Source organism: Streptomyces sp. MAI_2237 (assembly GCF_054189285.1).
In genome coordinates this window covers 669,384-691,447 of record NZ_JAJPGQ010000003.1, presented here as the reverse complement: position 1 = coordinate 691,447, position 22,064 = coordinate 669,384, and the positions used below count along the sequence as shown (strand labels likewise).

The following is a 22,064-nucleotide window of genomic DNA, read 5'->3' as shown; positions in this document are numbered from 1 at the left end:
TGACGAAGGGCGGCGTCCCCGGACGCCGCCCCTCGCCCGGCCCGCAGCCGCACGACCCTCACGGCTTCCCCGTCCCATAAGCAATCGAATTCATTGAGAGGCAGGCATGGCGGACTACGCATTCGCGGACCTGGTGGGAGACGAGCAGGTCTTCTTCGCCGAGTACTTCAACAAGAAGCCCATGCTGCGGAAGAACGCCGTGCCGGGGGACCCGCGCGACATACTCTCGCTCCGCAAGCTGGACCAGCTGGTGAACCTCGAGGTGATCCGGCCGCCCTACATCAAGGTCAACCTCAAGGGCAACGGCGTGCCCGAGCAGGGCTACAGCCGCAACGTCGTCGTCCAGGGGCAGACCATCACCGACGTGGTGGACCCCGAGAAGATCTACGAGCTCTTCCGGGCCGGCGCCACCGTCACCTGGTGCTCGCTCAACCAGATCGACCCGGGCATGCGGGACTTCACCCGTCTCATCACCGAGAAGATGGCCGTCCGCACCGACACGGTCGCCTTCCTGACGCCCGCCGGCAAGAAGGGCTACCCGCCGCACCACGACCCGGTGGACCTGTTCATCGTCCAGCTCGAGGGCACCAAGCACTGGAAGCTGTGGAACCCGCCGACCCCGCGCCTGGGCGACAACGCCCAGTACACGCTGGAGGGCCTCGGCGAGCCGGAGATCGAGGTCACCCTCCAGCCCGGTGACGTGCTCTACCTGCCCTACGGCACCCCGCACGCGGCGACCGCCGAGGGCAAGGCCTCGCTGCACCTGTCGATCATGATGCGTCCGCGCATGTGGCGGGACCTGCTGCGCGAGACCTTCGAACAGCTGCTGACGGACGAGGTGTTCACCGCGTACCCGCACATCGGCGAGCTGCGCGAGCCGGACGTCGAGGCCGTCTTCAAGGACAAGATCCAGGAGCTGGTGGCGCGTCTGGAGTCCGTCGACACCTCGGCCGAGCTGGACCGGCTCGCCGAGACCGGCCGCCACATGGACGGCAGCTCCAAGGGCACCACCTTCCAGAACATCGCCGACACCGACGACATCGGCCCGGACACGCGGTTGCGCCGCGGCGGCGTGGCCCTGACGTTCGGTGACGACGAGGGCGGCCGCACCCAGCTGGTCGTCAAGGGCCACAAGATCGCGGTACCCACTCCGATCGCCGAAACCCTGGCCGCGCTCGGCCCGGACGCGGAGATCGAGGCGTCCCACGTGTTCCCCGGTGTGGACGCGCTCCGCTCTGCCAAAGCCGCTCAAGGGCTCACCCGGCTGGGTGTGTTCGAGCTGGCCCAGGCCGGGTGACGAGCCGCTGGTACCCCTCGTGAACCGTCGCGGGTCCCTCGTCCGGGGGGCCCGCGACGGGGCCGCGGGGGGCCGGCGGCGTCAGCCCGGTCCCACCGGCGACGGGCCGGGACCCGACCACCAGGAGGAGGCAGGAGAAACGGTGGACACCTATTCCTTCGAGGACTTCGTCGGCGACACGGACGTCTTCTTCACCCAGTACTTCGACCGCGGGCCGCTGCTGCGCAGGGGCGCGCTGGCGGGCCGGCTGGCCGGTCTGCCCTCGGTCCGGCAACTCGACGACGTCCTCGCCCTGGAGACGGTCCCGCCGTCCTACCTGCGGGTGACGAAGGGCGGCAAGGGCGTGCCGTCCGGCGCCTACACGCGCACGGTGGCGCGCGGTGCCGCGCTCGCCGAGGCCCTCAACCCGGAGAAGGTGTACGAGCTGTTCCGCTCCGGCGGCACCGTCACCTGGAACTCCCTCCACCACGTCCTGCCCTCCGCCCGCCGTCTCCGGGAGCCGTTCGCCGACGCGTTCGCCAGCGAGGCCGAGGTCGTCGTGTTCGTCACGCCGGCCCGCACGGACGGCTTCTCCCCGCACCACGACTCCATCGACGTGTTCGTCGTCCAGGTCGACGGCACCAAGACCTGGCGGGTGTGGGACACCCCGGAGCACCGTCGCGGCGACGAGGGCTCCTACACGCCGGAGGAGCTCGGCGAACCAGCCCTCGAGGTGACGCTGGAGCCCGGCGACGTCCTGTACGTGCCGCACGGCACTCCGCACGCGGCGGCCGCCAAGAGCGAGCTGTCGCTGCACCTCTCGGTGGGCGTCGAACCGCGCCGCTGGCGCCATCTGCTCCAGGACACCGTCGCCGCGCTGGTCGAGGACGACGACTTCCACGCCTTCCCGCACCTGGCCGACGGGGCGGAGGCCGCCGTCGCCGCGCTCACCGCGAAGGTGGAGCTGCTGCGTGACCGGCTCGCCCGGCTGGACGCCGCCGACGAGGTCAAGCGGCTGCTCGACACCGGCCGCAGCCGGCACGGAGCCGGCCGCACCCGCGAGTTCGCGCGGCTCGCCGCGATCGACACGCTGGGCCCCGGCACCGTGATCCGCCGCACCGCCACCCCCGTCGAGATCGGCTCCACCGCCGACGGCAAGACCGGCCTGCAGGTGGCGGGCCACCGGCTGAACGTGCCGGATGCCGTCGCGGACGCGCTGCGCGGCCTCGACGGCGAACGCACCGTCACCGCGGCCGAGTTCTTCCCCGGTGTCCCCGAGGCCCGGTCCGTCGGCGTCGCTCGCGGGCTCGCCCGCCTGGGCGTCCTCGAAGCGGTCGGCGCCGCGCGGGGTGCCGGGACGGCCGACGGCGGCCGCTGAGCGGTCCACCGCGGCCGAGTGCCGATCGAGCTCCCGCGGCCGGCTCCCGGCCGGCCGCGCCCGCGCCGCTCCCGGCTCCGCGTCCCGTCGGGCGCTGTCCGCACCGGTGCGACCCCGACGCCGTACCCGTCCCCACGTCGAGAGGAAGTGAGCCACGAGATGGCCACCGACACCACGTCACCCACCACAGAGGCCGGGTCACCGCCGGTCTCCCGCACCGCCTGGCGCGAGGTCTACATCCTGGCCGGCATGCGCGGTCTGTCCTTCGCCGGCGACATCGCCGCCGAGACGGCCATCGCCCTGCAGCTGCAGGCCCAGGGCGCCGGCTCCTACGCCGTCATGGCGCTGCTGCTGGCCGCGACCGTGCCGCCGGTGCTGCTGTCGCCGCTGACCGGCAGGGTCGCCGACCGCTTCGACAGCCGCACCCTGATCGTCGGGGTCGGCACGCTGCAGGCCCTGGTCTGCGTGGCGATGACCCTGTGGACCTCGCCGGCCGTGCTGATCGCCCTGTCGGTCCTGCTGTCCGCCGGACTCGCCTTCACCCACCCGGTGTTCGGCGCGCTGCCCAGCGCCATCGTCGGCAAGGACAACGTCCCGCGAGCCTCCTCCATCTCCCAGACCTGGGCGATGGCCGGCATGGTGGCCGCCCCCGGCATCGCCGGCTTCCTCATCGGCCGCTTCGGCGTGACCGTGCCGTTGCTCATCGACGCGCTCAGCTTCGCCGCGGTCGTGGCGGGCGGCCTGCTCATCCGCACCCGCCTGCACAAGGGCCGCGACGCCGCGGCGGCCAAGGGCGGCGCGGACGCCGACAAGCCCGTCACCCCCTACAAGGTCACCTCCGACCGCTTCCTGACCGCCGTGCTCATCCTGAGCGGCGCGGTCATGGCGGCCGCGAGCATCATCAACGTCCTCATCGTCTTCTACGTCCGGGAGACCTTCGGCGCCTCCGAGGAGACCTTCGGCCTCATCATGTCCGCCTGGATGCTGGGCCTGATCCCCGGCGGGATGCTGGTGCGCCGGCTCAAGCGGCTCAGCCACGAGGCCATCCTGATCGGCACGTTCCTCTGCATCGCCGTGGCCATCCTGGGCACCGGGCTGGCCCCGGGCGTGTGGTGGATCCTGCCGTTCTACGTCCTCGGCGGCATCGGCAACGGCGCCCAGGCGACGGTCACCCACATCCTGCTCAACGTCCGCGTGCCCGACACCCACCGCGGCCGTGCCTTCGCCGCGCTCGGCGCCGTCTCCAACACCGGCCCGGCGCTCGGCTACCTGATCGGCGGCGCGATCCTCAGCTTCACCACCCCGCGCTACGGCTTCCTCGCCGCGGGCGTGTTCGCCCTGGCCGCCCTGGCCGTCTTCGCCAACGGCGTGCTGAAGAACTCCGACGCCGAGGTGCCCGCCCCGCTGCTGAACGAGGCCGCGCGATGACGGTGGCCTCGGACCCGGCCCAAGCGCCGGCGTATCTGCCCCGCGGCACGGAACCCGACCTCTCCGCCAGGCCGCAGGACGACTTCTACCGCTTCGTCAACGGACCCTGGACGGACGGGTACGCGCTGCCGGCCCACCGGGCCGAGGCCACCACCCTGACCCTGCTGGCGGACAAGGTGCAGGACGACGTCGAGCGCGTCATCCACCGCGCCGTCGCCCACCCCGGACGCGGCGGCGCCGAGCGCCGCATCGCCGACCTGCACGCCAGCTTCATGGACGAGGAGCGCATCGAGGAACTGGGCGCCACCCGCGGCTTCGAGGCCGACCTGGCCGGCATCCGGGCCGCGGCCGACCGGGAGGCCCTGGCCGAGGTCATGGGCCGCCTCCAGGCCCAAGGGGTGGGCGGCGCCTTCGACTTCTCGGTCGCCGTCGACACCGCGGACGCCGACCAGTACGTCCTCACCCTCTCCCAGGCTGGTCTCGGGCTTCCCTCGGCCGGCCACTACGGACGCGCCGAGCTGCTCGCGCAGTACACCGCGCACATCGACGTGATGCTCGCCCACGCCGGGCAGACCGACACCGCCCGGGCCGCCGAGGACGTCGTACGACTGGAGCGGGAACTGGCCGGCCGGCACACCGTGCCGCAGCCGGGCACCCGCGCCGCGGTCCGCCCGTGGACCGGCACGGTCGCCGAACTCGCCGCGCGCGAGGGCGGGTTCGCGTGGGCGGCCTGGCTTCGGGGCCTCGGAGAGGTGCCCGCCGACGCCACCGTCCGGCTGCGCCAGCCGGACTTCGCCGCCGGCCTGGACGACTGGTGGCGGCAGACCGGCCTGGACGAACTGCGGCTGTGGCTGTCCTGGCGGTACGTGCACGAGATGGTGCCGTTCGGGCCGCGGCAGGTCTTCGCCGACAACTTCGCCTTCTACGGCCGCACCCTCAACGGCTTCACCGAGCCGCGCCCGCGCCGCCTGCGGGTGATCTCCTTCGTCGAGACCTTCCTCGGGGACGCCGTCGCCGAGCGCTACCTCGCCGAGCACCTCGCCCCGGGCACCGTCGAGGCCGCCCGCGACCTGGTCGGCGCCCTGGTGGACGCCTACCGGGCCCGGCTGGAGCAGGCGGACTGGATGACGGCCGGCACCCGGGACGCCGCCCTGCGCAAGCTCGGCGACATGGTCTTCGAGATCGGCGCCCCCGAGACCGCCCGCGCCGACGGCGGCGACGCCCTCGACGTGGACCCGCGCGACCTGCTCGGCAACGTCAAGCGCGGCCGGCACCGGCACATCGCCCGGGAGCTCGCCCGCCTCGGCACCCCGGTCGACCGCACCGAGTGGAAGATCCATCCGCACCAGGTCACCGCGTACTACCGGCACGGACTCAACCAGGTGGTCATCCCCGCCGCGCTGCTCCAGCCCCCCGTCTTCGACCCCGCGGGCGACCCCGCGCGGAACTTCGCGCTGCTGGGCGCGATCGTCGGCCACGAGATGGCGCACGCCTTCGACAGCCGCGGCTCGCGCTACGACGGACGCGGCAGGCTGCGGGACTGGTGGGCGCCCGAGGACCGGGCCGAGTTCACCCGCCGCGCCCGGCTGCTGGTCGCGCAGTACGACGCCTACGAGCCCGAGGGCTTCGCCGGGACGCGGGTGAGCGGGGCCCGCACGGTCGGCGAGAACATGGCCGACATCGCCGGCGTCACCGTCGCGCACACCGCGTTCACCGCCCGTACCGGCGCGGCCGGACCCGAGGAGACGCGCCGCTTCTTCGCGCACTGGGCCACGATGTGGCGCGCCCGCACCACCGCGACCCGCATGGCCGAGCGGCTGGCGTCGGACCGGCATCCGCCCGCCGAGTTCCGCTGCAACGGCGTGCTCGGCCACGTCGGGGCCTTCTACGACGCCTTCGACGTGCGTCCCTCGGACGGCCTGTTCATCGACCCGGCACAGCGTTTCTCCCTTCTGTGAGTCTGTGAGGACCCGACATGCTGCCCACCGACATCGAATTGCTGCCCGTGCTCGGGCGCCCCACGCTCTCACCGGACGGCGCCCACGCCGTGGTGGAGGTCACCCGCGCCGACGTGGCGGGCGACGACTACACCACCGAGATGCTGATCTTCGACACCACCGGCGCGACCCCGCCGCGCCGTGTCACCCAGGGCCCCTACGACGGCGCGCCCGTCTTTTCGCCCGACGGCCGGTTCCTGGCCTTCCTGCGCCCCGGCGCCCACGGCCGCGCGCAGATCCATCTGCTGCCGATGCAGGGCGGCGGCGAGGCCTACCCGGTCACCGACCACCCGATGGGCGCGGGGCAGCCGGTGTGGAGCCCGGACTCGACCCGGATCGCCTACACCAGCCGGGTGCCCGCGCCGGGCCGCTACCAGGGCCCGGCCGAGCAGGAGCGGCCGCGCCGCGTCACCACGCTCGTGTACCAGCTCGACGGCTTCGGCTACACCTACGACCGCCCCCGGCAGGTCTTCGTCACCGACCCCTTCGCCGCCGAGGCCGCGCCGCTGCAGCTCACCGAAGGCGACTACGACCACGGCGACCTGGCCTGGAGCCCCGACGGCCGCCTGCTGGCCTTCGTGACGGCCCGGCACGAGGAGCGCGGCGACGACTCCCGCAACGACGTGTGGGCCGTCGGCGCCGACGGCACCGGCCTGAGGCCGCTGACCCACGGCGGGATGTACCTGTTCACGCCCCGCTTCGCCGCGGACGGCGGCTCGGTCGTCTTCTGCGGCGCGGAGCTGGACAAGAACAACAACTCGTGCGCCACGGCCAGTTACGGCCTGTGGTCGGTGCCGGTCCGGTCCGCCGACACCGAGCCGGCCGGCAGCCCGGTCGTACCGCGCCGCCTCACCGGCGACGCCCACCACCTCAGCTTCGCCAGCCAGATGATCTGGCCCGCCGCCGACGGCGTGTACTTCGCGAGCGACCACCGCGGCGAGGTCCACCTCGTCCTGGTCCCCTACGACGGCGGCGAGCCCACCCCCGTCATCACCGGGCGGCGCCAGGTCAACGGCTACGCGGTCGCCGAGACGCCCGACGGGTCGGTCACCGTCGCCGCCGTCGTCGCCGGCGACCGCAGCGCCGGCGACCTGATGGTCTGGCGCGACGGCACCGAGCGCGTCCTGACGCCCTACGGCGCCGAACTCGCCGAGCGCGCCGGGCTGCTGCCGATGGAGGAGTTCACCGCCTACGCCCCCGACGGCTACCCGCTGCACGCATGGGTGGTGCGCCCCGAGGGCCCCGGCCCGCACCCCGTGATCTTCCAGGTCAAGGGCGGCCCTTACACGCAGTGGGGCTACACCCTGAACGGGCCGGCCGCCTTCGACGAGGCGCAGGTGTACGCGAGCGCCGGATACGCGGTGGTGCTGGGCAACCCGCGCGGCTGCTCCGGCTACGGCCAGGCGCACGGCGCCCACGTCCGCGACGACCTGCCGCGCAGGTCCGCCACCGACCTCCTCGCCATCCTCGACACGGCGCTCGAGTCCCCCGACCTGGACGCCGGCCGGGTCGGCGTGATGGGCGGCTCGTTCGGCGGCTACATGGCGGCGTGGTTCAACGCCCATCACGGCGAGCGGTTCCGCGCCATGATCGGCGAGCGCGGGCTGTACGCCATCGACAGCTACGCCGCCACCAGCGACGACGGGGCGGACCTCGCCGTCTCCCTGTACGGCGCCGACCGCGGCCGCTGGGCCGAGCAGAGCCCGCTGACGTACGTGGACCGGATGTCCACGCCGATGCTGGTCATCCAGTCCGAGGAGGACAAGCACTGCCCGCCGGAGCAGGCGCAGCGCCTGTTCACGGAGCTGAAGGTGCGCAAGGTCCCCGTGGAGATGCTGCTGTTCCCGGGCGAGGGACACGACATGTCCCGCAGCGGCCTGCCCAGCCACCGGCTGGCGCGTTTCGAGGCCGTCCTGGAGTGGTGGGAGCGGCACCTGTGAGCGGCCTCGCCGATGTGGCGGGCCTCGCGGACCTACGACCCGAGCGGGAGGACGTACGGATGGGCGACACCCTGGTACAGGGGGCGGACGGACTGCTGTCCCTGGACATCGACGCGGACCGGCTGCTCGGGCGGATCGAGGCCCTGGGCCGGATCGGGCTGGACGAGCGGACGGGCGGCATCACCCGGGAGGGCTTCAGCGCGGCCGACCGGGAGGCGCGCGGCTACCTGATGGACGAAGCACGCGGCGCGGGCCTGGTCCCCGCCGTCGACGCGGCCGGCAACCTCATCGTCCGGCTCCGGCCGCGGCCCGGCGAGCACCCCGGGGACCGGCAGGTGCTGATGATGGGCTCGCACCTGGACACCGTCGTCAACGGCGGCCGCCTGGACGGCGCGTACGGGGTGCTGGCCGCCCTGGAGGTGCTCCAGACCGTCGCTGACAGCGGCGCCCGGCTGCCGTACGACCCGGTGGCGGTGGCCTTCGCCAACGAGGAGGGGGCGCTGTTCCCGCAGCCGTTCTGGGGCTCCATGGCGATCGCCGGGAGGCTGGCCGAGCTGCCCCGGGAGCCGCGCGACCACGAGGGACGGCCGCTGCGCGAGGCGCTGCGGCTCGCCGGCGGCGACCTGGACGCGCTCGGCAGCGCGGGCTGGCCGCACGGTTCGGTGGCCGCCTACCTCGAACTCCACGTGGAGCAGGGGCCGGTGCTGGAGCGCAGCGGCAGCCGGATCGGGGTGGTCGACGCCATCACGGGCCGCACCGTGCTGACGGTGGAGGTGCGGGGCGCCGCCGGGCACTCGGGCACCAGCCCGATGGAGGGGCGCCGGGACGCGCTCACGGCGGCCGGCCGGGTGGTGCTGGCCGTGGAGCACATCGCGCGGGACAAGAAGATGTGCCGCGTGGGCACCGTGGGCCGCCTGGACCTGCACCCCAACACGCCGAACACCATCCCGGGCACGGTGCGGCTGACCGTGGACCTGCGGGACACCGACGTGTGGCGGGCCGCGAAGGCCGAGGAGACCCTGCGCCGGGCCCTGCGGAGCATCGCCGCGGACACCGGCACCGAGATCGAGGTGGTGGCCGAGACCCGCTCCGACCCGGTGTCCACCGACCCGGTGCTGCGCGCGGCCATCGAGTGCAGCGCCGACGAACTGGGGCTGCCGTACGAGTTCCTGCCCAGCGGCGCGGGGCACGACGCGCAGATGATCGCCGACATCGCGCCCATCGGAATGATCTTCGTCCCGAGTATCGGCGGCATCAGCCACGTCCCGGAGGAGGACACCGCACCGCGCGACCTGGTCGCCGGCGCGCGCGTGCTGCTGCGCACCGCGATGCGTGTCACCGCGCTCAGCGAGCGCTCCGTGTCCGGGCGGCCGGCGCGCCGCGTACGGGCCGGCGCGCAGGACCGCTAGCGGTCCCACGAACAGGTCGGCATCAGTCCTCAGAGGAAGAAGAAGCCATGCAACTCAGGCTCAGCAAGACCGAACGCGTCGCGGTGTTCTGCGGCGCCCGGCCGGGTGTGCAGTCCCTGTACACCGACTTCGCCCGGGAGTTCGGCCGGATGATCGCCCGGCGCGGGCTCGACCTGGTCTACGGCGCCGGCGGCGTCGGGGTCATGGGCGCGGTGGCCTCCGGGGTGCTGGACGGCGGCGGCAGCGTCACGGGCGTGATCCCGCGCACGCTGCACGAGCGGGAGCGGGCCGACAAGGCGCCCGGAGAGGTCTTCGTGGTCCGCTCCATGCACGAGCGCAAGGCCCTCATGTACCGGCTCTCGTCGGCCTTCGCGGTGCTGCCCGGCGGTATCGGCACCCTGGACGAGCTCATGGAGGTGATGACCTGGAACCAGCTGTCGCTGATGGAGAAGCCCATCGTCGTGGTCAACCACAACGGCTTCTTCACCCCGATGCTGGCCATGCTCGACCACCTGGTCGGGGAGGGCTTCCTGCACGACCACGAGCGGCGGCTGGTCCAGGTCGCCGGCACCCCCGAGGAGGCCCTGTGCCGGCTCGGCTTCCCCGAGCCGGCGGTCGCGACGCCGGCGCTGGTGCCGGCCTGACCGCCGCCGGCTCGTGCGGAGGAACGGCCCGGCCGCGCGGAACGGGTCGCCCGAGCGGAACGGGTCGCCCGAGCGAAGGGCGAATCGTATCTGCGGGGCTATTCCGGGAGCGCCGGCAGATAGCCCTTCTGGACCGCGTACACGCCGGCCTGGAACCGGCTGCGGGCGTCCAGATGGGTCATCAGACCGTGCGCGATACGGCGTGCGGTGCGGGCGGACACCCCGAGGCGTTTGGCGATCGCCTCGTCTGTGGAGCCCTGAGCCAGTAGTCTCAGGGCCTCGGACTGCTGACGCGTGAGACCGCCGGGATCCGGCTGCCTCATCGCGTCCAACGGATCGGCGGACTGCCAGACGCTCTCGAACAGGGCGTGCAGCGAGGCGATCATCCCCTGCGACGACACCTGTACGGCACCGGCTGCGGTGTTGTCGGTGTCGGTGGCCAGGATCGCGGCTTCCCGGTCGTAAATGATCATCCGATTGGGGAGCGTGGGCGCCGTGCGGACCTGGCAGCCCTGCTCCACGAGCCAGTGCGCGTATTCCATGGTGTCCGGGGAGGAACGGATGGACTCCAGGTAGATCGTGCGCATGCGGACGCCGCGTTCCAGCAATTGCTGGTTGAGGGGGCGGGACGCCTGCATGTTCGCCGGCGTCTGGGGGCCGCCCGGTGCGAACGTCAGGAGTTCCTGGGTCACTTTGTCGTGCAGCGCGGTGAGGTGATCGCGTATGGCGTCGAGACCCTGCAGATGCTCGATACCGGTGGCGGACGGACCGGTCTGGCGCTGACCGTCGAATTCCAGGATCAGTTTCGCCGCGGCCGCCCGACTGGCGTCGAACCGCTGCTGCTGGGCGGCGAGCTGGGCCTGCTGCTGGGCCAGTAGCAGTTCCATGCCGACGTGCGGACTGACCGCGTACAACTGGTCCGGGTCCTCCGTCGAGGCGCGCACCAGCGCCATCTCGCTGAGCCGGTCGAGCGCCCCCCGCACCTCCTGCTCGGAAAGGGACAGAAGCGAACACACGTCGGCGACACCCTTGCGGGGATTCGCGAGCATCGCTTTGTAGACGGATTCCGTAACGGCGTCAAGACCCAGAACGTGAAGCATCTATTTCGGCAGCCCCAAGTCGAAATTCAGCGTCGGACGACAACCGGCGGCGCTCAGCGGTCAAGGGTCAGATGACAGTACGTGACCTGGTTGTTACAGGCAAGCGGGTGTCCTTAATCGGACGTTTTGCCGCCCGGGTCAATGAATCGGTAAGGCGCATTCCCCGGGGGTGTTCCTGACTTTCCTGAGGTGGCACATGTATCTCGTCCATGTATATCTGCGGTCGCATCCGCGCGGTGGTGTCCTGCCCGACTGGACCGCCGCGGCCGTCGCCCGCTGCGGTGCGGAGGTCGACGGATTCGAGCATGTCAGCGTACATCGGGACCCGGCGTCGGCCCCGACCGTGGGCATCTTCCTGCGGGCGTCCTCCCTGGAGGAGGCCGAGACGGCCGCCGAGTTGCTGTGGCGGCGGACCTGTGCCGCCCAACCCCTGCTTCGGGGCTGGGAGTTGCGAAGTGCCGAAGTACCGCTGATTGCGCCCGAATACCTGTCGTGGCATGCGGAATAATCTCGTCCACGCTTTGCGGTCCCTTGGCATTGTGCGGAGTTAAGCGTGGGACCTTTTGTTCGCCTCTGTGAACCGGGGTGGACACAGTAGGCCAGGGCCGGTTTGCCCCGCACGGAACCACTGTTCCCGCCGTCATGGCTGCGACAAGACTTCTTCCTGCCAGCACAGGCCAGCAGAAAGGCAGAAGCCATGTCGCGCAAGCTCTCCGCAACCGCTTCCAGTCGGCTCATGCGCAGTGTCCTCGTGGCCGGAGCGGTCATCATGACCGCCGGCGCCGGTGCGGTCACCGCCGAGGCCCTGACTCCCGCCGCCGGCACGGCGGTCCACGCCTCGTCCGCCGGTTCCGCGCTGCCCCTGACCGGAGAGGACGACCTCGGCTGGCAGTGAGCCGTTCCGCATCGCCGTGCGCACGTGGGACGACTTCCAAGGGGGACTGCTGTGGAACGAGACACTCGCGACGACCCGGACGGCCGGGGCACCCGGGATCTGCCGGACGCCGAAGCGGCACCGGACGGCGCGGACCATCTGATCAGACTGCGCGACCGCGGATTCGAGGACCGGCCCGTCGAGCTCGTGCCGATCGAACGACTCGTCGTCGACTTCGACGACTTCTCGCCCCGCAGTGACGGCGAGGACGAGGACTACGTACGGACGCTGGCCGAGACGGAGGCGGAGTTCCCGCCCATCCTCGTGCACCGCGCCACCCTGACCGTCGTCGACGGCGCCCACCGTCTGAGGGCCGCCTGCCTGCGGGGTGCCGACCACATCACCGCACGCTTCTTCGAAGGCGACCTCGCCACCGCCCGGCTGCTCGCCGTGGCCACCAACGTCACCCACGGACGGCCGCTGTCCACCGACGACCGCATCGCCGCCGCACGGCGCATCCTCGCCGCCCACCCCAGCTGGGCGGACCGGGCCGTGGCGGCACTCGCCGGGCTCTCCGCGAAGGCCGTCGCCCGACTGCGCGACGGAACCGGCCTGGAGGCCGGGGCGTTCAGGATCGGCCGGGACGGCCGCTCCCGCCCCGTCGACGCCTCGCAGCGCCGTGAACTGGCGGGCGAGCTCATCAGGAGCGACCCGGGTGCCTCCCTGCGCCAGATCGCCGCGCGGGCCGGCCTGGCCCCGGCGACCGTCGCCGACGTGCGGGCCCGCATCCGGCGCGGCGAGAGCCCCGTACCCGACCGCGGCCGCGACCGTACGGCCGCTCGGGCCCGTGAGCCGGTTCCGCCGGGACAGCGCCGCGTGCCGCCGGCGAGCACCGGGCAGCCCCTCGCGGACGACGAGGTCCTGCGCCTCTTCGACGCGCTGCGACGCGACCCCTCCCTGCGGTTCAGCGACGCCGGCCGCAGCGTCCTGAGGATCCTCGACGCCTGCGCCGTGATCGCCCGCGACGGCGGCCGCATCGCCGCCACGGTCCCGCCCCACTGCCGCGAGTCCCTGGCCCAACTCGCCCACGGCTATGCCGGGATCTGGAACCGGCTCGCCCACGACCTGACCGGCGAGGGCGAACGGATCGCCTCACTGGGGGCCTGAGCACATCGACAGGGGGATGGCCATGGACAGGGTGCGTCGCACGGACGTCCCCGCGCTGGGACCGCTGCTCGGGGACTGGCGCGGCGACGGCGACGGCAGCGCGTACCGGCGCCTGGCGGTGGCCCTGCGCGGCCTCGTCCGCGACGGCCGCATCCCGCCCGGCACCCGCCTGCCGGCCGAACGCCGGCTGGCCGCCACCCTCGCCGTCAGCCGCACCACGGTCACGGCCGCCTACGGCCTCCTCCGCGCCACAGGCCACGTCGAAAGCCACCACGGCTCGGGCACGTACGCGGTCCTCCCGCCTCCGGCCCGTCCGCTCCCGGCCCAGCGGATACCAGGAGCGGGGGAGGCGGGACGGAAGAGGGACGACCTCATGCTTCGGGCGTCGGCGGGGGCCGGGCTGACGGAGGGCGTGGGCGCGGTGGCGGGACCGGGGAGGGGACTGCCCGCGTCTCAGATGTCTCCGGGTGCGGGGTGGGCGGCTTCGGGGGCCGGGCTGACGGAGGCCGTGGACTCGGTGACGGGACCGGGGAGGGGACTGCCCGCTTCCCAGGCGTCTCCGGGGGCCGGGCCGGTGGTGGGCACGGACCCGGTGGCGAGACTGGGAAGGGGACTGCCCGCGTCGCAGGTGTCCTCGGGGGCCGGGCCGGTGGAGGGCGCGGACTCGGTGGCCCTACCAGGGACGGGACTGCCCGTATCCCAGGCCGCCTTGGGCGCCGGATCGGCGGAGTGGGCGTCCAGGGGCGCCGAACCGGGGGCAGGGCGGCTCGCGGTCCCCGCGGGCACGGCGGCCGGGCCGATGGAGCGTGCCGGCTCCGCTGCCGGACCGGGGGCAAGCCGGCCCTCGTCCCCGGCACCGGCCTCGCGCCGAACCGGCTCGCACGGCGTGGGCGCGTCGGACATGCGGGTCATCGACCTGGTCACCGCCTCGCTGCCCGCGCCCGAGCCATGGTTGTCCGGGGCGGTGGACGCGGCTGGGCGGGAGCTCGCGCGGTACGCGCACGGCCACGGCTGTTTCCCCGCGGGACTGCGGGAGTTGAGGGCGGCCGTGGCCGAGCGGTACACGCGGCGCGGGGTGCTCACGGACCCCGAGCAGATCCTCGTCACGAGCGGAGCGACCGGCGCCTTCGCCCTGCTGCTGCGGGAGTTGACCGAACCGCACGACCGGGTGGCCGTGGAGTCGCCCGGCCACCCCAACCTGGTGCGGGCCGTGGAGGCGGCCGGCGCCCGCCCCCTCCCGGTGGCCATGCGGGACGACGCATGGGACCTGCCGGCCTGGACCCGGGCGCTGCGCTCCGCCGCTCCCCGCCTGGCCTGTCTGACCCCCGACCACCAGCAGCCGACCGGCCTGCTGATGTCCGAGGACCAACGCCGTGCCCTGGTCGACCTGGCCGCCTCCACCGGCGTGACGCTCCTCGTCGACGAGACCCTGGCCGAGCTGTCCCTCACCCCAGGCGCCCCGGCACCGACCCCGCCGGCCGCCCTGGACCCGGGAGGCACGGTGGTCAGCGTCGGTTCCATGGCCAAGACCCTGTGGTCCGGGCTGCGGGTCGGCTGGATCCGCGCCACGCCCCAGCTCGTGCGCACGCTCGCCGCCCGACGGACGGGCGTGGACCTCGCACCCCCGGTCCTCGAACAACTGGTGGTCCTTCAACTCCTCGCCCGCCCGCAGGCGTTCGCGGACGTCGTCGACACCCAGCGCGAACGCGCCCGCACCCGGCGCGACGCACTCGTCACCGCCCTGCGCGACGAACTCCCCGGCTGGAGCTTCCGCGTGCCGGACGGCGGCCTCGCCCTGTGGGCCCGCACCGGAGACCGGCCGGCCCGCGAGATCACCGCCCTCGCGGAAAGAGCCGGTGTGCGCCTGGCGGCCCGCCCCGACTCCGGCACGGACCGCCCGCGCCTCGAGCACTTCCTCCGCCTCCCCTTCGCCCAGCCTCCCGAGGTCCTGGCGGAGGCGGTACGCCGTATCGCACGACACCCGAAAGGCCCGGCATGACGGACAGCGCCCTCATCAGACTCACGGCGGCACAGGTCGCCGAGCGGATCGCCACGGGGGAGGTCACGGCCGTCGAGGTCACCGAGGCCCACCTGGCCCGCATCGACGCCGTCGACGAGAAGGTGCACGCCTTCCTCCACGTCGACCGCGAAGGCGCCCTCGCCCAGGCCCGCTCGGTGGACGCCCGGCTGGCGCGGGGCGAGAGCCTCGGTCCGCTGGCGGGTGTCCCGCTCGCCCTGAAGGACGCCTTCACCACCCGCGGCGTGCCCACCACCTGCGGCTCCCGCATGCTGGAGGGCTGGCTCCCGCCGTACGACGCGACACTGACCCGGCGGCTCAAGGCCGCCGGGGTCGTCATCCTCGGCAAGACCAACATGGACGAGTTCGCCATGGGCTCCTCCACCGAGAACAGCGCCTTCGGGCCGACCCGCAACCCGTGGGACATGACGCGCGTCCCCGGCGGCTCCGGCGGCGGATCGGCCGCGGCCCTGGCCGCGTACGAGGCCCCGCTGGCCATCGGCACCGACACCGGCGGCTCGATCCGCCAGCCCGCCGCCCTGACCGGGACCGTCGGCGTCAAACCCACCTACGGATCGGTGTCCCGCTACGGCCTCGTCTCCTACTCCTCCTCCCTGGACCAGGGCGGCCCCTGCGGACGGACGGTGCTGGACACGGCCCTGCTGCACGAGGCCGTCGCCGGACACGACCCGATGGACTCCACGTCCGTCGACGCGCCCGTCCCGCCCGTCGTGGCGGCCGCCCGCCACGGCGACGTACGGGGGATGCGCGTCGGCGTGGTGCGCGAGTTCGGCGGCGAGGGCTACCAGGACGGGGTGATGCGGCGCTTCACGGAGGCCGTGGAGCTGCTGCGGCACCTCGGCGCCGAGGTCGTGGAGGTGTCCTGCCCGTCCTTCACGTACGCCCTGGCCGCCTACTACCTGATCGCGCCCTCCGAGTGCTCCAGCAACCTCGCGCGCTTCGACGCCCTGCGGTACGGGAGGCGGGTCGGCGACGACGGCACGCGCTCCGCCGAGGAGGTCACCGCGCTCACCCGCGCCGCCGGATTCGGTCCCGAGGTCAAGCGCCGCATCATCCTCGGCACCTACGCGCTCAGCTCCGGCTACTACGACGCCTACTACCGCAGCGCCCAGCGCACCCGCACGCTGATCATCCGCGACTTCACCCGCGCCTTCGCGGACGTCGACGTCCTGGTCTCGCCGACCATGCCGACCACGGCCTTCCCGCTCGGGGAGCGCGTCGACGACCCGATGGCGATGTACCTCGCCGACCTGTGCACCATCCCGACCAACCTCGCGGGCAACGCCGCCATGTCACTGCCCTGCGGCCTGGCGCCGGAGGACGGGCTCCCCGTCGGACTCCAGATCATCGCTCCGGCCATGGCCGACGACCTCCTGTACCGGGTCGGCGCCGCCCTGGAGACGGCGTTCGCCGAGCAGTGGGGTCACCTCCTGCTGGAGGAAGCCCCCGCGCTGTAGGCACGGCCCCGCACGAACCCACTTCACCGACAGCACCAGGAGGAACGTCATGAAGACACAGTCCGAGACCATCGCCCGGCAGGAGATCTCCGGTGTCGTCGACGCGCTGGTCACCGCCAACCAGGATGCCGACGGCGCGCTGGCCTTTCACCTGGTCGTCGGCCCCGCCGACCGCCCCGGGGAGTGCGACCGCATCGAGTTCTCCCTCGACGCCGAACACGCGGCGGCCCTCTTCGGCACCCCCACGACCCGCCCGACCCCGTTCACCGTCCCCTGCCGAGTAGGAGTGGAACTCCACTCCGTCCCGTACCTCCACCACTGACCACCCCACACCACGGCCGCAACGCCCGAGGGCACGCTCGCCGCCAAGCCGACCGGCCGAGACACCGCCGTAGGCTCCGGACTCCAGGCCGGCCGACGCCACCAGGGAGTGACCACGCAGAGTGCCCCGGATCTGCGGCCGGGGGACACCGTCCTGGTGATCGACGGTCCCTTCGCCCGGTCGACGGGTCCGGTCCGCGCCATTGATCAGGAGCGGCATCGGGTGCGACTGATCGTGCAGATCTTCGGAGACGACACCCTCATCGACGTCCCCCTCGACGCGGTCGAGAAGCTGTCCGGAACCTGAGCACGCCGAAGGGCCCCACCGCGAACGGTGGGGCCCTTCGACATCGTGCCCGGTGAGGCACTGGCGGAGGATACGAGATTCGAACTCGTGAGGGGTTGCCCCCAACACGCTTTCCAAGCGTGCGCCCTAGGCCTCTAGGCGAATCCTCCGCCGGAAACATTACATGACCGAGAGGAGTGCTCGCGAACTCGTTCCCACCCCCTCGGATCAGGTAGCCTGTGCGCAGCCCCTCACGCGGCGCTATCTGACTGAACTCCCCCAGGGCCGGAAGGCAGCAAGGGTAGGTCGGCTCTGGCGGGTGCGTGGGGGGCGCTTGCGTTCCCGAGCGGGTCGGCTTGTCAGTGGGCGCCTATAACCTCGTAGGCGTGTCGTCTCTCGCGCTGTACCGCCGCTATCGCCCGGAGTCGTTCGCCGAGGTCATCGGGCAGGAGCATGTCACCGACCCGTTGCAGCAGGCGCTGCGGAACAACCGGGTCAATCACGCGTACCTGTTCAGTGGTCCGCGCGGCTGCGGCAAGACGACGAGCGCGCGCATCCTGGCGCGCTGCCTGAACTGCGAGCAGGGCCCCACGCCCACCCCGTGCGGCGAGTGCCAGTCCTGCCGCGACCTGGCGCGCAACGGCCCCGGCTCCATCGACGTCATCGAGATCGACGCGGCCTCCCACGGTGGTGTGGACGACGCCCGTGAGCTGCGAGAGAAGGCGTTCTTCGGCCCCGCCGCCAGCCGTTACAAGATCTACATCATCGACGAGGCCCACATGGTCACGTCGGCCGGTTTCAACGCGCTGCTGAAGGTCGTCGAGGAGCCCCCGGAGCACCTCAAGTTCATCTTCGCCACGACCGAGCCCGAGAAGGTCATCGGGACCATCCGGTCGCGCACCCATCACTACCCGTTCCGGCTCGTGCCGCCGGGCACCCTCAGGGAGTACCTGGGCGAGGTCTGCCAGAAGGAGGACATCCCGGTCGAGGACGGCGTGCTGCCGCTCGTCGTGCGCGCGGGGCAGGGCTCGGTGCGTGACTCCATGTCGGTCATGGACCAGCTCCTCGCCGGAGCACGGGAGGAGGGTGTGACATACGCCATGGCCACCTCCCTCCTCGGCTACACGGACGGCTCACTCCTCGACTCCGTCGTCGAGGCCTTCGCCACCGGCGACGGCGCCGCCGCCTTCGAGGTCGTGGACCGGGTCATCGAGGGCGGCAACGACCCGCGCCGCTTCGTCGCCGACCTGCTGGAGCGGCTGCGCGACCTCGTCATCCTCGCCGCCGTACCGGACGCCGCCGAGAAGGGCCTCATCGACGCCCCGGCCGACGTCATCGAGCGGATGCAGGCCCAGGCGAGCACGTTCGGCGCCGCCGAGCTCAGCCGCGCCGCCGACCTGGTCAACGAGGGCCTGACCGAGATGCGCGGCGCCAACTCGCCCCGCCTCCAACTGGAGCTGATCTGCGCGCGCGTGCTGCTGCCGGCCGCGTACGGGGACGAGCGGGCGGTGATGGCCCGCCTCGACCGCCTGGAGCGGGGCGTGAACTTCTCGGCCGGCGGCGCGATGCCCACGGCGGGATACGTGCCGGGTCCCGAGGCGCACGGCGGAGTGGCCCCCAGCGGCCCGGCAGGCCCCGGTGGCCCGGGAGGCCCTGCAAGTCCTGCAATGCCCGCAGGCGCCCCCGTGGCGCCCGGTGGTGGCCCGGCCGCGGCCCGTGCGGCGGTACGGGGTTCGGGCGCACCCGCCGCAACCGGAACCCCCGGCGCTCCCGCGCAGGCGGTCCCCGGCGTGCCGTCCCCCACGGCGCCCCCGGCCCCGCCCCAGCCGACACCGCAGACGGCTCCCCAGTCTCAGCCCCAGTCCTCGCCGCCGCCCACTCCGGCTCCGGCTGCCCCGGCCCCCGCCGCCGCGACGGCCTCGGCCCCCGGCGCCTGGCCCACCGCTGCCCCCGCCGGCGGCGGCCGCCGTCCCGGCGGCTGGCCCACGGCGGCTCCGGCGGGCGGTGGGGGACAGCCCCCGGCCGCCGCGCCCAGCGCTCCGGCTCCCGCTCCGGCCGCGGCTCACACCCCCGACCCGGCGGCAGGGGCACCGGCCTACGCCCCGCCCAGCGGTGGACTCGACCCCCGCATGCTCTGGCCGAACATCCTCGAAGCGGTCAAGAACCGCCGCCGCTTCACCTGGATCCTGCTCAGCCAGAACGCCCACGTGGCCGGCTTCGACGGCACCACTCTGCAACTGGGCTTCGTCAACGCCGGAGCCCGCGACAACTTCGTCAGCAGCGGCAGCGAGGACGTCCTCAAGGCCGCGCTGGGCGAGCAGTTCAGCGTCCAGTGGAAGATCGAGGCGGTCGTCGACCCGAGCGGCGGCTCCGGCCCGCCCCCCTCGGGCGGCCCCTCGGCGCCCTCCGGCTTCACCGGCGGAGGCGGCGGTGGCGGCTTCGCGGGCGGAGGCGGCTACGGCGGCGGTGGCACGGGCGGCTACGGCGGTACCGCCACCGCCCAGCGCCCGGCTCCCGCCCAGTCGGCGCACGCCGCCCCTTCGTCCGCCGGCGCGTCCTTCTCACCGAGCCCGAGCCTCGGCTCGAACGCGGGCTCGGCCCCGTCCCCGGCGGCCCGGCCCTCCGCCCCGGAACCGCCGCCGGTCTCCATCGAGGACGACATCCCCGAGGACGACGACCCCGACCTCAACGAGTCGGCCCTGTCCGGCCGCGAGCTGATCGTGCGCGAGCTGGGGGCGACGGTGGTCGAGGAGTTCACGAACGAGTAGCCGCGGCAGCGGGCGCGACAGGCCAGTCCGGGCCCCGGCGTCGGTGTGCCGACCGTCCGCACCGGGCTACCCGGACCACAGCCCCCGGTGGACCTCTCCACCCGTCCACCGGACCCGGGCTGTCCGAGGCGCGGCCCTGCGGGACTCATCCGACCCGTCCCGTAACCCGGGCTGTCCGAAGCGCGACTCCGGGGGACGGATCCGATCCGTCCCGCACGCCGGACTGTCCGGAGTTCGGCCCCGGCGGACCGATCCACCCCGTCGGAACCAGCCCGCGCGGATCTCGGCGCCGGCCCACCAATCCAGCCCGTCCGGCGTTTGAGGACGAGGCCCGTCCAGGGCCGAAGGTTCAGGGGGGCCGGCCCCGGGGCAGCGGCACGGCACCACCACGCCGCCACCGCCCCCGCGACGGAACCCGCGACGCCACGCCCACCCCCGCCCCACCAGCCCCGACTTGGAGGAACCCACAACTCCCCAACCCCCCACCCCTCGGAACCCCGCACAAAAACCCCGTTAGGCTGACCCCCGTGAAGGTCCTCGTCATCGGTAGCGGCGCCCGCGAACACGCCCTGTGCCACGCCCTCTCCCACGACCCCGGCGTCACCGCCCTGCACTGCGCCCCCGGCAACGCCGGTATCGCCGGGGTGGCCGAGTTGCACGAGGTCGACGCCCTCGACGGCGAAGCGGTGTCCGCGCTGGCCGAACGGCTCGGCGCCGACCTCGTCGTCGTGGGCCCGGAGGCCCCGCTCGTCGCCGGGGTCGCCGACGCCGTGCGCGAGGCGGGCATCCCGGTCTTCGGCCCCTCCCGGGAGGCCGCGCAGATCGAGGGTTCCAAGGCCTTCGCGAAGGACGTGATGGCGGGGGCCGGCGTCCCCACGGCCCGCTCCTACGTCTGCACCACCCCGGACGAGGTCGACGCCGCCCTCGACGCCTTCGGCGCCCCTTACGTCGTCAAGGACGACGGCCTCGCCGCCGGAAAGGGCGTCGTCGTCACCTCCGACCTCGACACCGCCCGCGCCCACGCCAACTCCTGCGAGCGCGTCGTCATCGAGGAGTACCTGGACGGCCCCGAGGTCTCCCTCTTCGCCATCACCGACGGCCAGACGGTCGTCCCGCTCCAGCCCGCCCAGGACTTCAAGCGCGCCCTCGACGGCGACGAGGGCCCGAACACCGGCGGCATGGGCGCGTACTCCCCGCTCCCGTGGGCCGACCCGAAGCTGGTCGACGAGGTGCTGCAGACGGTCCTGCAGCCGACCGTCGACGAGATGCGCCGCCGCGGCACCCCCTTCTCCGGCCTTCTCTACGCGGGCCTCGCGATCACCTCCCGCGGTGTCCGGGTCATCGAGTTCAACGCCCGCTTCGGCGACCCGGAGACCCAGGTGGTCCTGGCCCGCCTGAAGACCCCGCTGGCCGGCGTCCTGCTGGCCGCGGCGAACGGCACCCTCGCCGACCTGGAGCCGCTGCGCTGGAGCGACGACGCCGCGGTCACCGTGGTCGTCGCCTCGCACAACTACCCCGGCACCCCGCGCACCGGCGACCCGATCACGGGTCTCGACGAGGTGGCGGCCGAGGACGCCCCGCACGCCTACGTCCTGCACGCCGGTACTCGGCGCGACGGCGACGCGGTCGTCAGCGCCGGCGGCCGCGTGCTGTCCGTCACGGCGACCGGCAAGGACCTCGCCGAGGCCCGCGAGCGCGCCTACGGGGCCGTCGCCCGCATCCACCTGGACGGCTCCCAGCACCGCACCGACATCGCGGCCAAGGCGGCGGGCGCCTGACGGCCGCAGCGCCCGGATGAACCCCGCAGGCCCCGCGTCCGTCTTCGGATGCGGGGCCTGTGTCATACCCCCCCGCCGCCGTTCTTGGAATCTGAGTCAAGAACAGGGGCCTGATCGTCGCTTTCCGTCATCCACCTCTGACCAAAGCCATTCCATCGAGTGACCGCTCCCCCATCCGGCTGACGGGGGCCGAGGGCCCAACT

General features: G+C 73.3%; 17 protein-coding genes, 1 tRNA gene and 1 other RNA gene. 17 read left to right on the top strand and 2 right to left on the bottom strand.

Annotated elements, in window-relative coordinates; genetic code table 11:
- Positions 1–106 precede the first annotated feature (106 nt).
- From LN251_RS13400 to LN251_RS13370, 7 genes are all read left to right on the top strand, one after another.
- Positions 107–1,297, top strand: a complete 1,191-nt coding sequence (locus tag LN251_RS13400) for a cupin domain-containing protein (protein WP_249841503.1) — start codon at positions 107–109, stop codon at positions 1,295–1,297.
- Positions 1,298–1,439: 142 nt separating this feature from the next.
- Complete coding sequence (locus LN251_RS13395; RefSeq protein WP_458244638.1) at positions 1,440–2,654, top strand: cupin domain-containing protein; 1,215 nt, start codon at positions 1,440–1,442, stop codon at positions 2,652–2,654.
- 159 nt (positions 2,655–2,813) lie between these two features.
- Positions 2,814–4,082 (top strand): MFS transporter, encoded by a 1,269-nt coding sequence (locus LN251_RS13390; protein ID WP_458244637.1) that lies wholly within the window; start codon positions 2,814–2,816, stop codon positions 4,080–4,082.
- On the top strand, positions 4,079–6,040 hold the full coding sequence (locus LN251_RS13385; RefSeq protein ID WP_458244636.1) for a M13 family metallopeptidase: 1,962 nt from the start codon (positions 4,079–4,081) through the stop codon (positions 6,038–6,040). The genes LN251_RS13390 and LN251_RS13385 overlap by 4 nt, the downstream gene beginning before the upstream one ends.
- Positions 6,041–6,057: 17 nt before the next feature.
- Positions 6,058–8,019, top strand: a complete 1,962-nt coding sequence (locus tag LN251_RS13380; protein WP_458244635.1) for a S9 family peptidase — start codon at positions 6,058–6,060, stop codon at positions 8,017–8,019.
- Positions 8,016–9,428, top strand: coding sequence for a M20 family metallo-hydrolase (locus LN251_RS13375; RefSeq protein ID WP_458244634.1), 1,413 nt, complete (start codon positions 8,016–8,018; stop codon positions 9,426–9,428). The genes LN251_RS13380 and LN251_RS13375 overlap by 4 nt, the downstream gene beginning before the upstream one ends.
- Before the next feature lie 47 nt (positions 9,429–9,475).
- On the top strand, positions 9,476–10,072 hold the full coding sequence (locus LN251_RS13370) for an LOG family protein (RefSeq protein ID WP_458244633.1): 597 nt from the start codon (positions 9,476–9,478) through the stop codon (positions 10,070–10,072).
- 98 nt (positions 10,073–10,170) lie between these two features.
- On the opposite strand, the gene LN251_RS13365 is transcribed toward LN251_RS13370, so the two are convergent.
- Positions 10,171–11,121, bottom strand: coding sequence for a LuxR C-terminal-related transcriptional regulator (locus tag LN251_RS13365; protein ID WP_458244632.1), 951 nt, complete (start codon positions 11,119–11,121; stop codon positions 10,171–10,173).
- Between the two features lie 247 nt (positions 11,122–11,368).
- Between LN251_RS13365 and LN251_RS13360 the strand changes: the two genes are divergently transcribed.
- The 7 genes from LN251_RS13360 to LN251_RS13330 all read left to right on the top strand — a co-directional run bounded on the left by LN251_RS13360 (position 11,369) and on the right by LN251_RS13330 (position 17,336).
- Positions 11,369–11,680, top strand: a complete 312-nt coding sequence (locus LN251_RS13360; RefSeq protein ID WP_458244631.1) for a hypothetical protein — start codon at positions 11,369–11,371, stop codon at positions 11,678–11,680.
- Between the two features lie 228 nt (positions 11,681–11,908).
- The gene (locus LN251_RS13355; RefSeq protein ID WP_458244630.1) at positions 11,909–12,067 is read left to right on the top strand and encodes a hypothetical protein; all 159 of its coding nucleotides are present in this window, start codon (positions 11,909–11,911) and stop codon (positions 12,065–12,067) included.
- A 51-nt stretch (positions 12,068–12,118) separates the two neighbouring features.
- A complete protein-coding gene (locus LN251_RS13350) occupies positions 12,119–13,213 on the top strand; it encodes a hypothetical protein (RefSeq protein ID WP_458244629.1) in 1,095 nt (364 codons plus the stop codon).
- A gap of 22 nt (positions 13,214–13,235) precedes the next feature.
- On the top strand, positions 13,236–15,212 hold the full coding sequence (locus LN251_RS13345; RefSeq protein ID WP_458244628.1) for an aminotransferase class I/II-fold pyridoxal phosphate-dependent enzyme: 1,977 nt from the start codon (positions 13,236–13,238) through the stop codon (positions 15,210–15,212).
- Positions 15,209–16,708, top strand: a complete 1,500-nt coding sequence (gene gatA, locus LN251_RS13340; protein ID WP_458244627.1) for an Asp-tRNA(Asn)/Glu-tRNA(Gln) amidotransferase subunit GatA — start codon at positions 15,209–15,211, stop codon at positions 16,706–16,708. The genes LN251_RS13345 and gatA overlap by 4 nt, the downstream gene beginning before the upstream one ends.
- Positions 16,709–16,757: 49 nt before the next feature.
- The gene (locus LN251_RS13335; RefSeq protein WP_383677307.1) at positions 16,758–17,030 is read left to right on the top strand and encodes a hypothetical protein; all 273 of its coding nucleotides are present in this window, start codon (positions 16,758–16,760) and stop codon (positions 17,028–17,030) included.
- 108 nt (positions 17,031–17,138) lie between these two features.
- Entirely contained in the window at positions 17,139–17,336 is a 198-nt protein-coding gene (locus LN251_RS13330) for a hypothetical protein (RefSeq protein ID WP_458244626.1), read from the top strand.
- 61 nt (positions 17,337–17,397) lie between these two features.
- On the opposite strand, the gene LN251_RS13325 is transcribed toward LN251_RS13330, so the two are convergent.
- A tRNA-Ser gene (locus LN251_RS13325) sits at positions 17,398–17,485 on the bottom strand.
- Positions 17,486–17,557: 72 nt separating this feature from the next.
- Here LN251_RS13325 and ffs point away from each other — a divergent pair.
- From ffs to purD, 3 genes are all read left to right on the top strand, one after another.
- An RNA gene (gene ffs, locus LN251_RS13320) (signal recognition particle sRNA small type) lies at positions 17,558–17,656 on the top strand.
- Positions 17,657–17,701: 45 nt separating this feature from the next.
- Positions 17,702–20,083, top strand: coding sequence for a DNA polymerase III subunit gamma and tau (locus tag LN251_RS13315; protein WP_458244625.1), 2,382 nt, complete (start codon positions 17,702–17,704; stop codon positions 20,081–20,083).
- A 527-nt stretch (positions 20,084–20,610) separates the two neighbouring features.
- A complete protein-coding gene (gene purD, locus LN251_RS13310) occupies positions 20,611–21,861 on the top strand; it encodes a phosphoribosylamine--glycine ligase (RefSeq protein WP_458244624.1) in 1,251 nt (416 codons plus the stop codon).
- Positions 21,862–22,064: the final 203 nt, after the last annotated feature.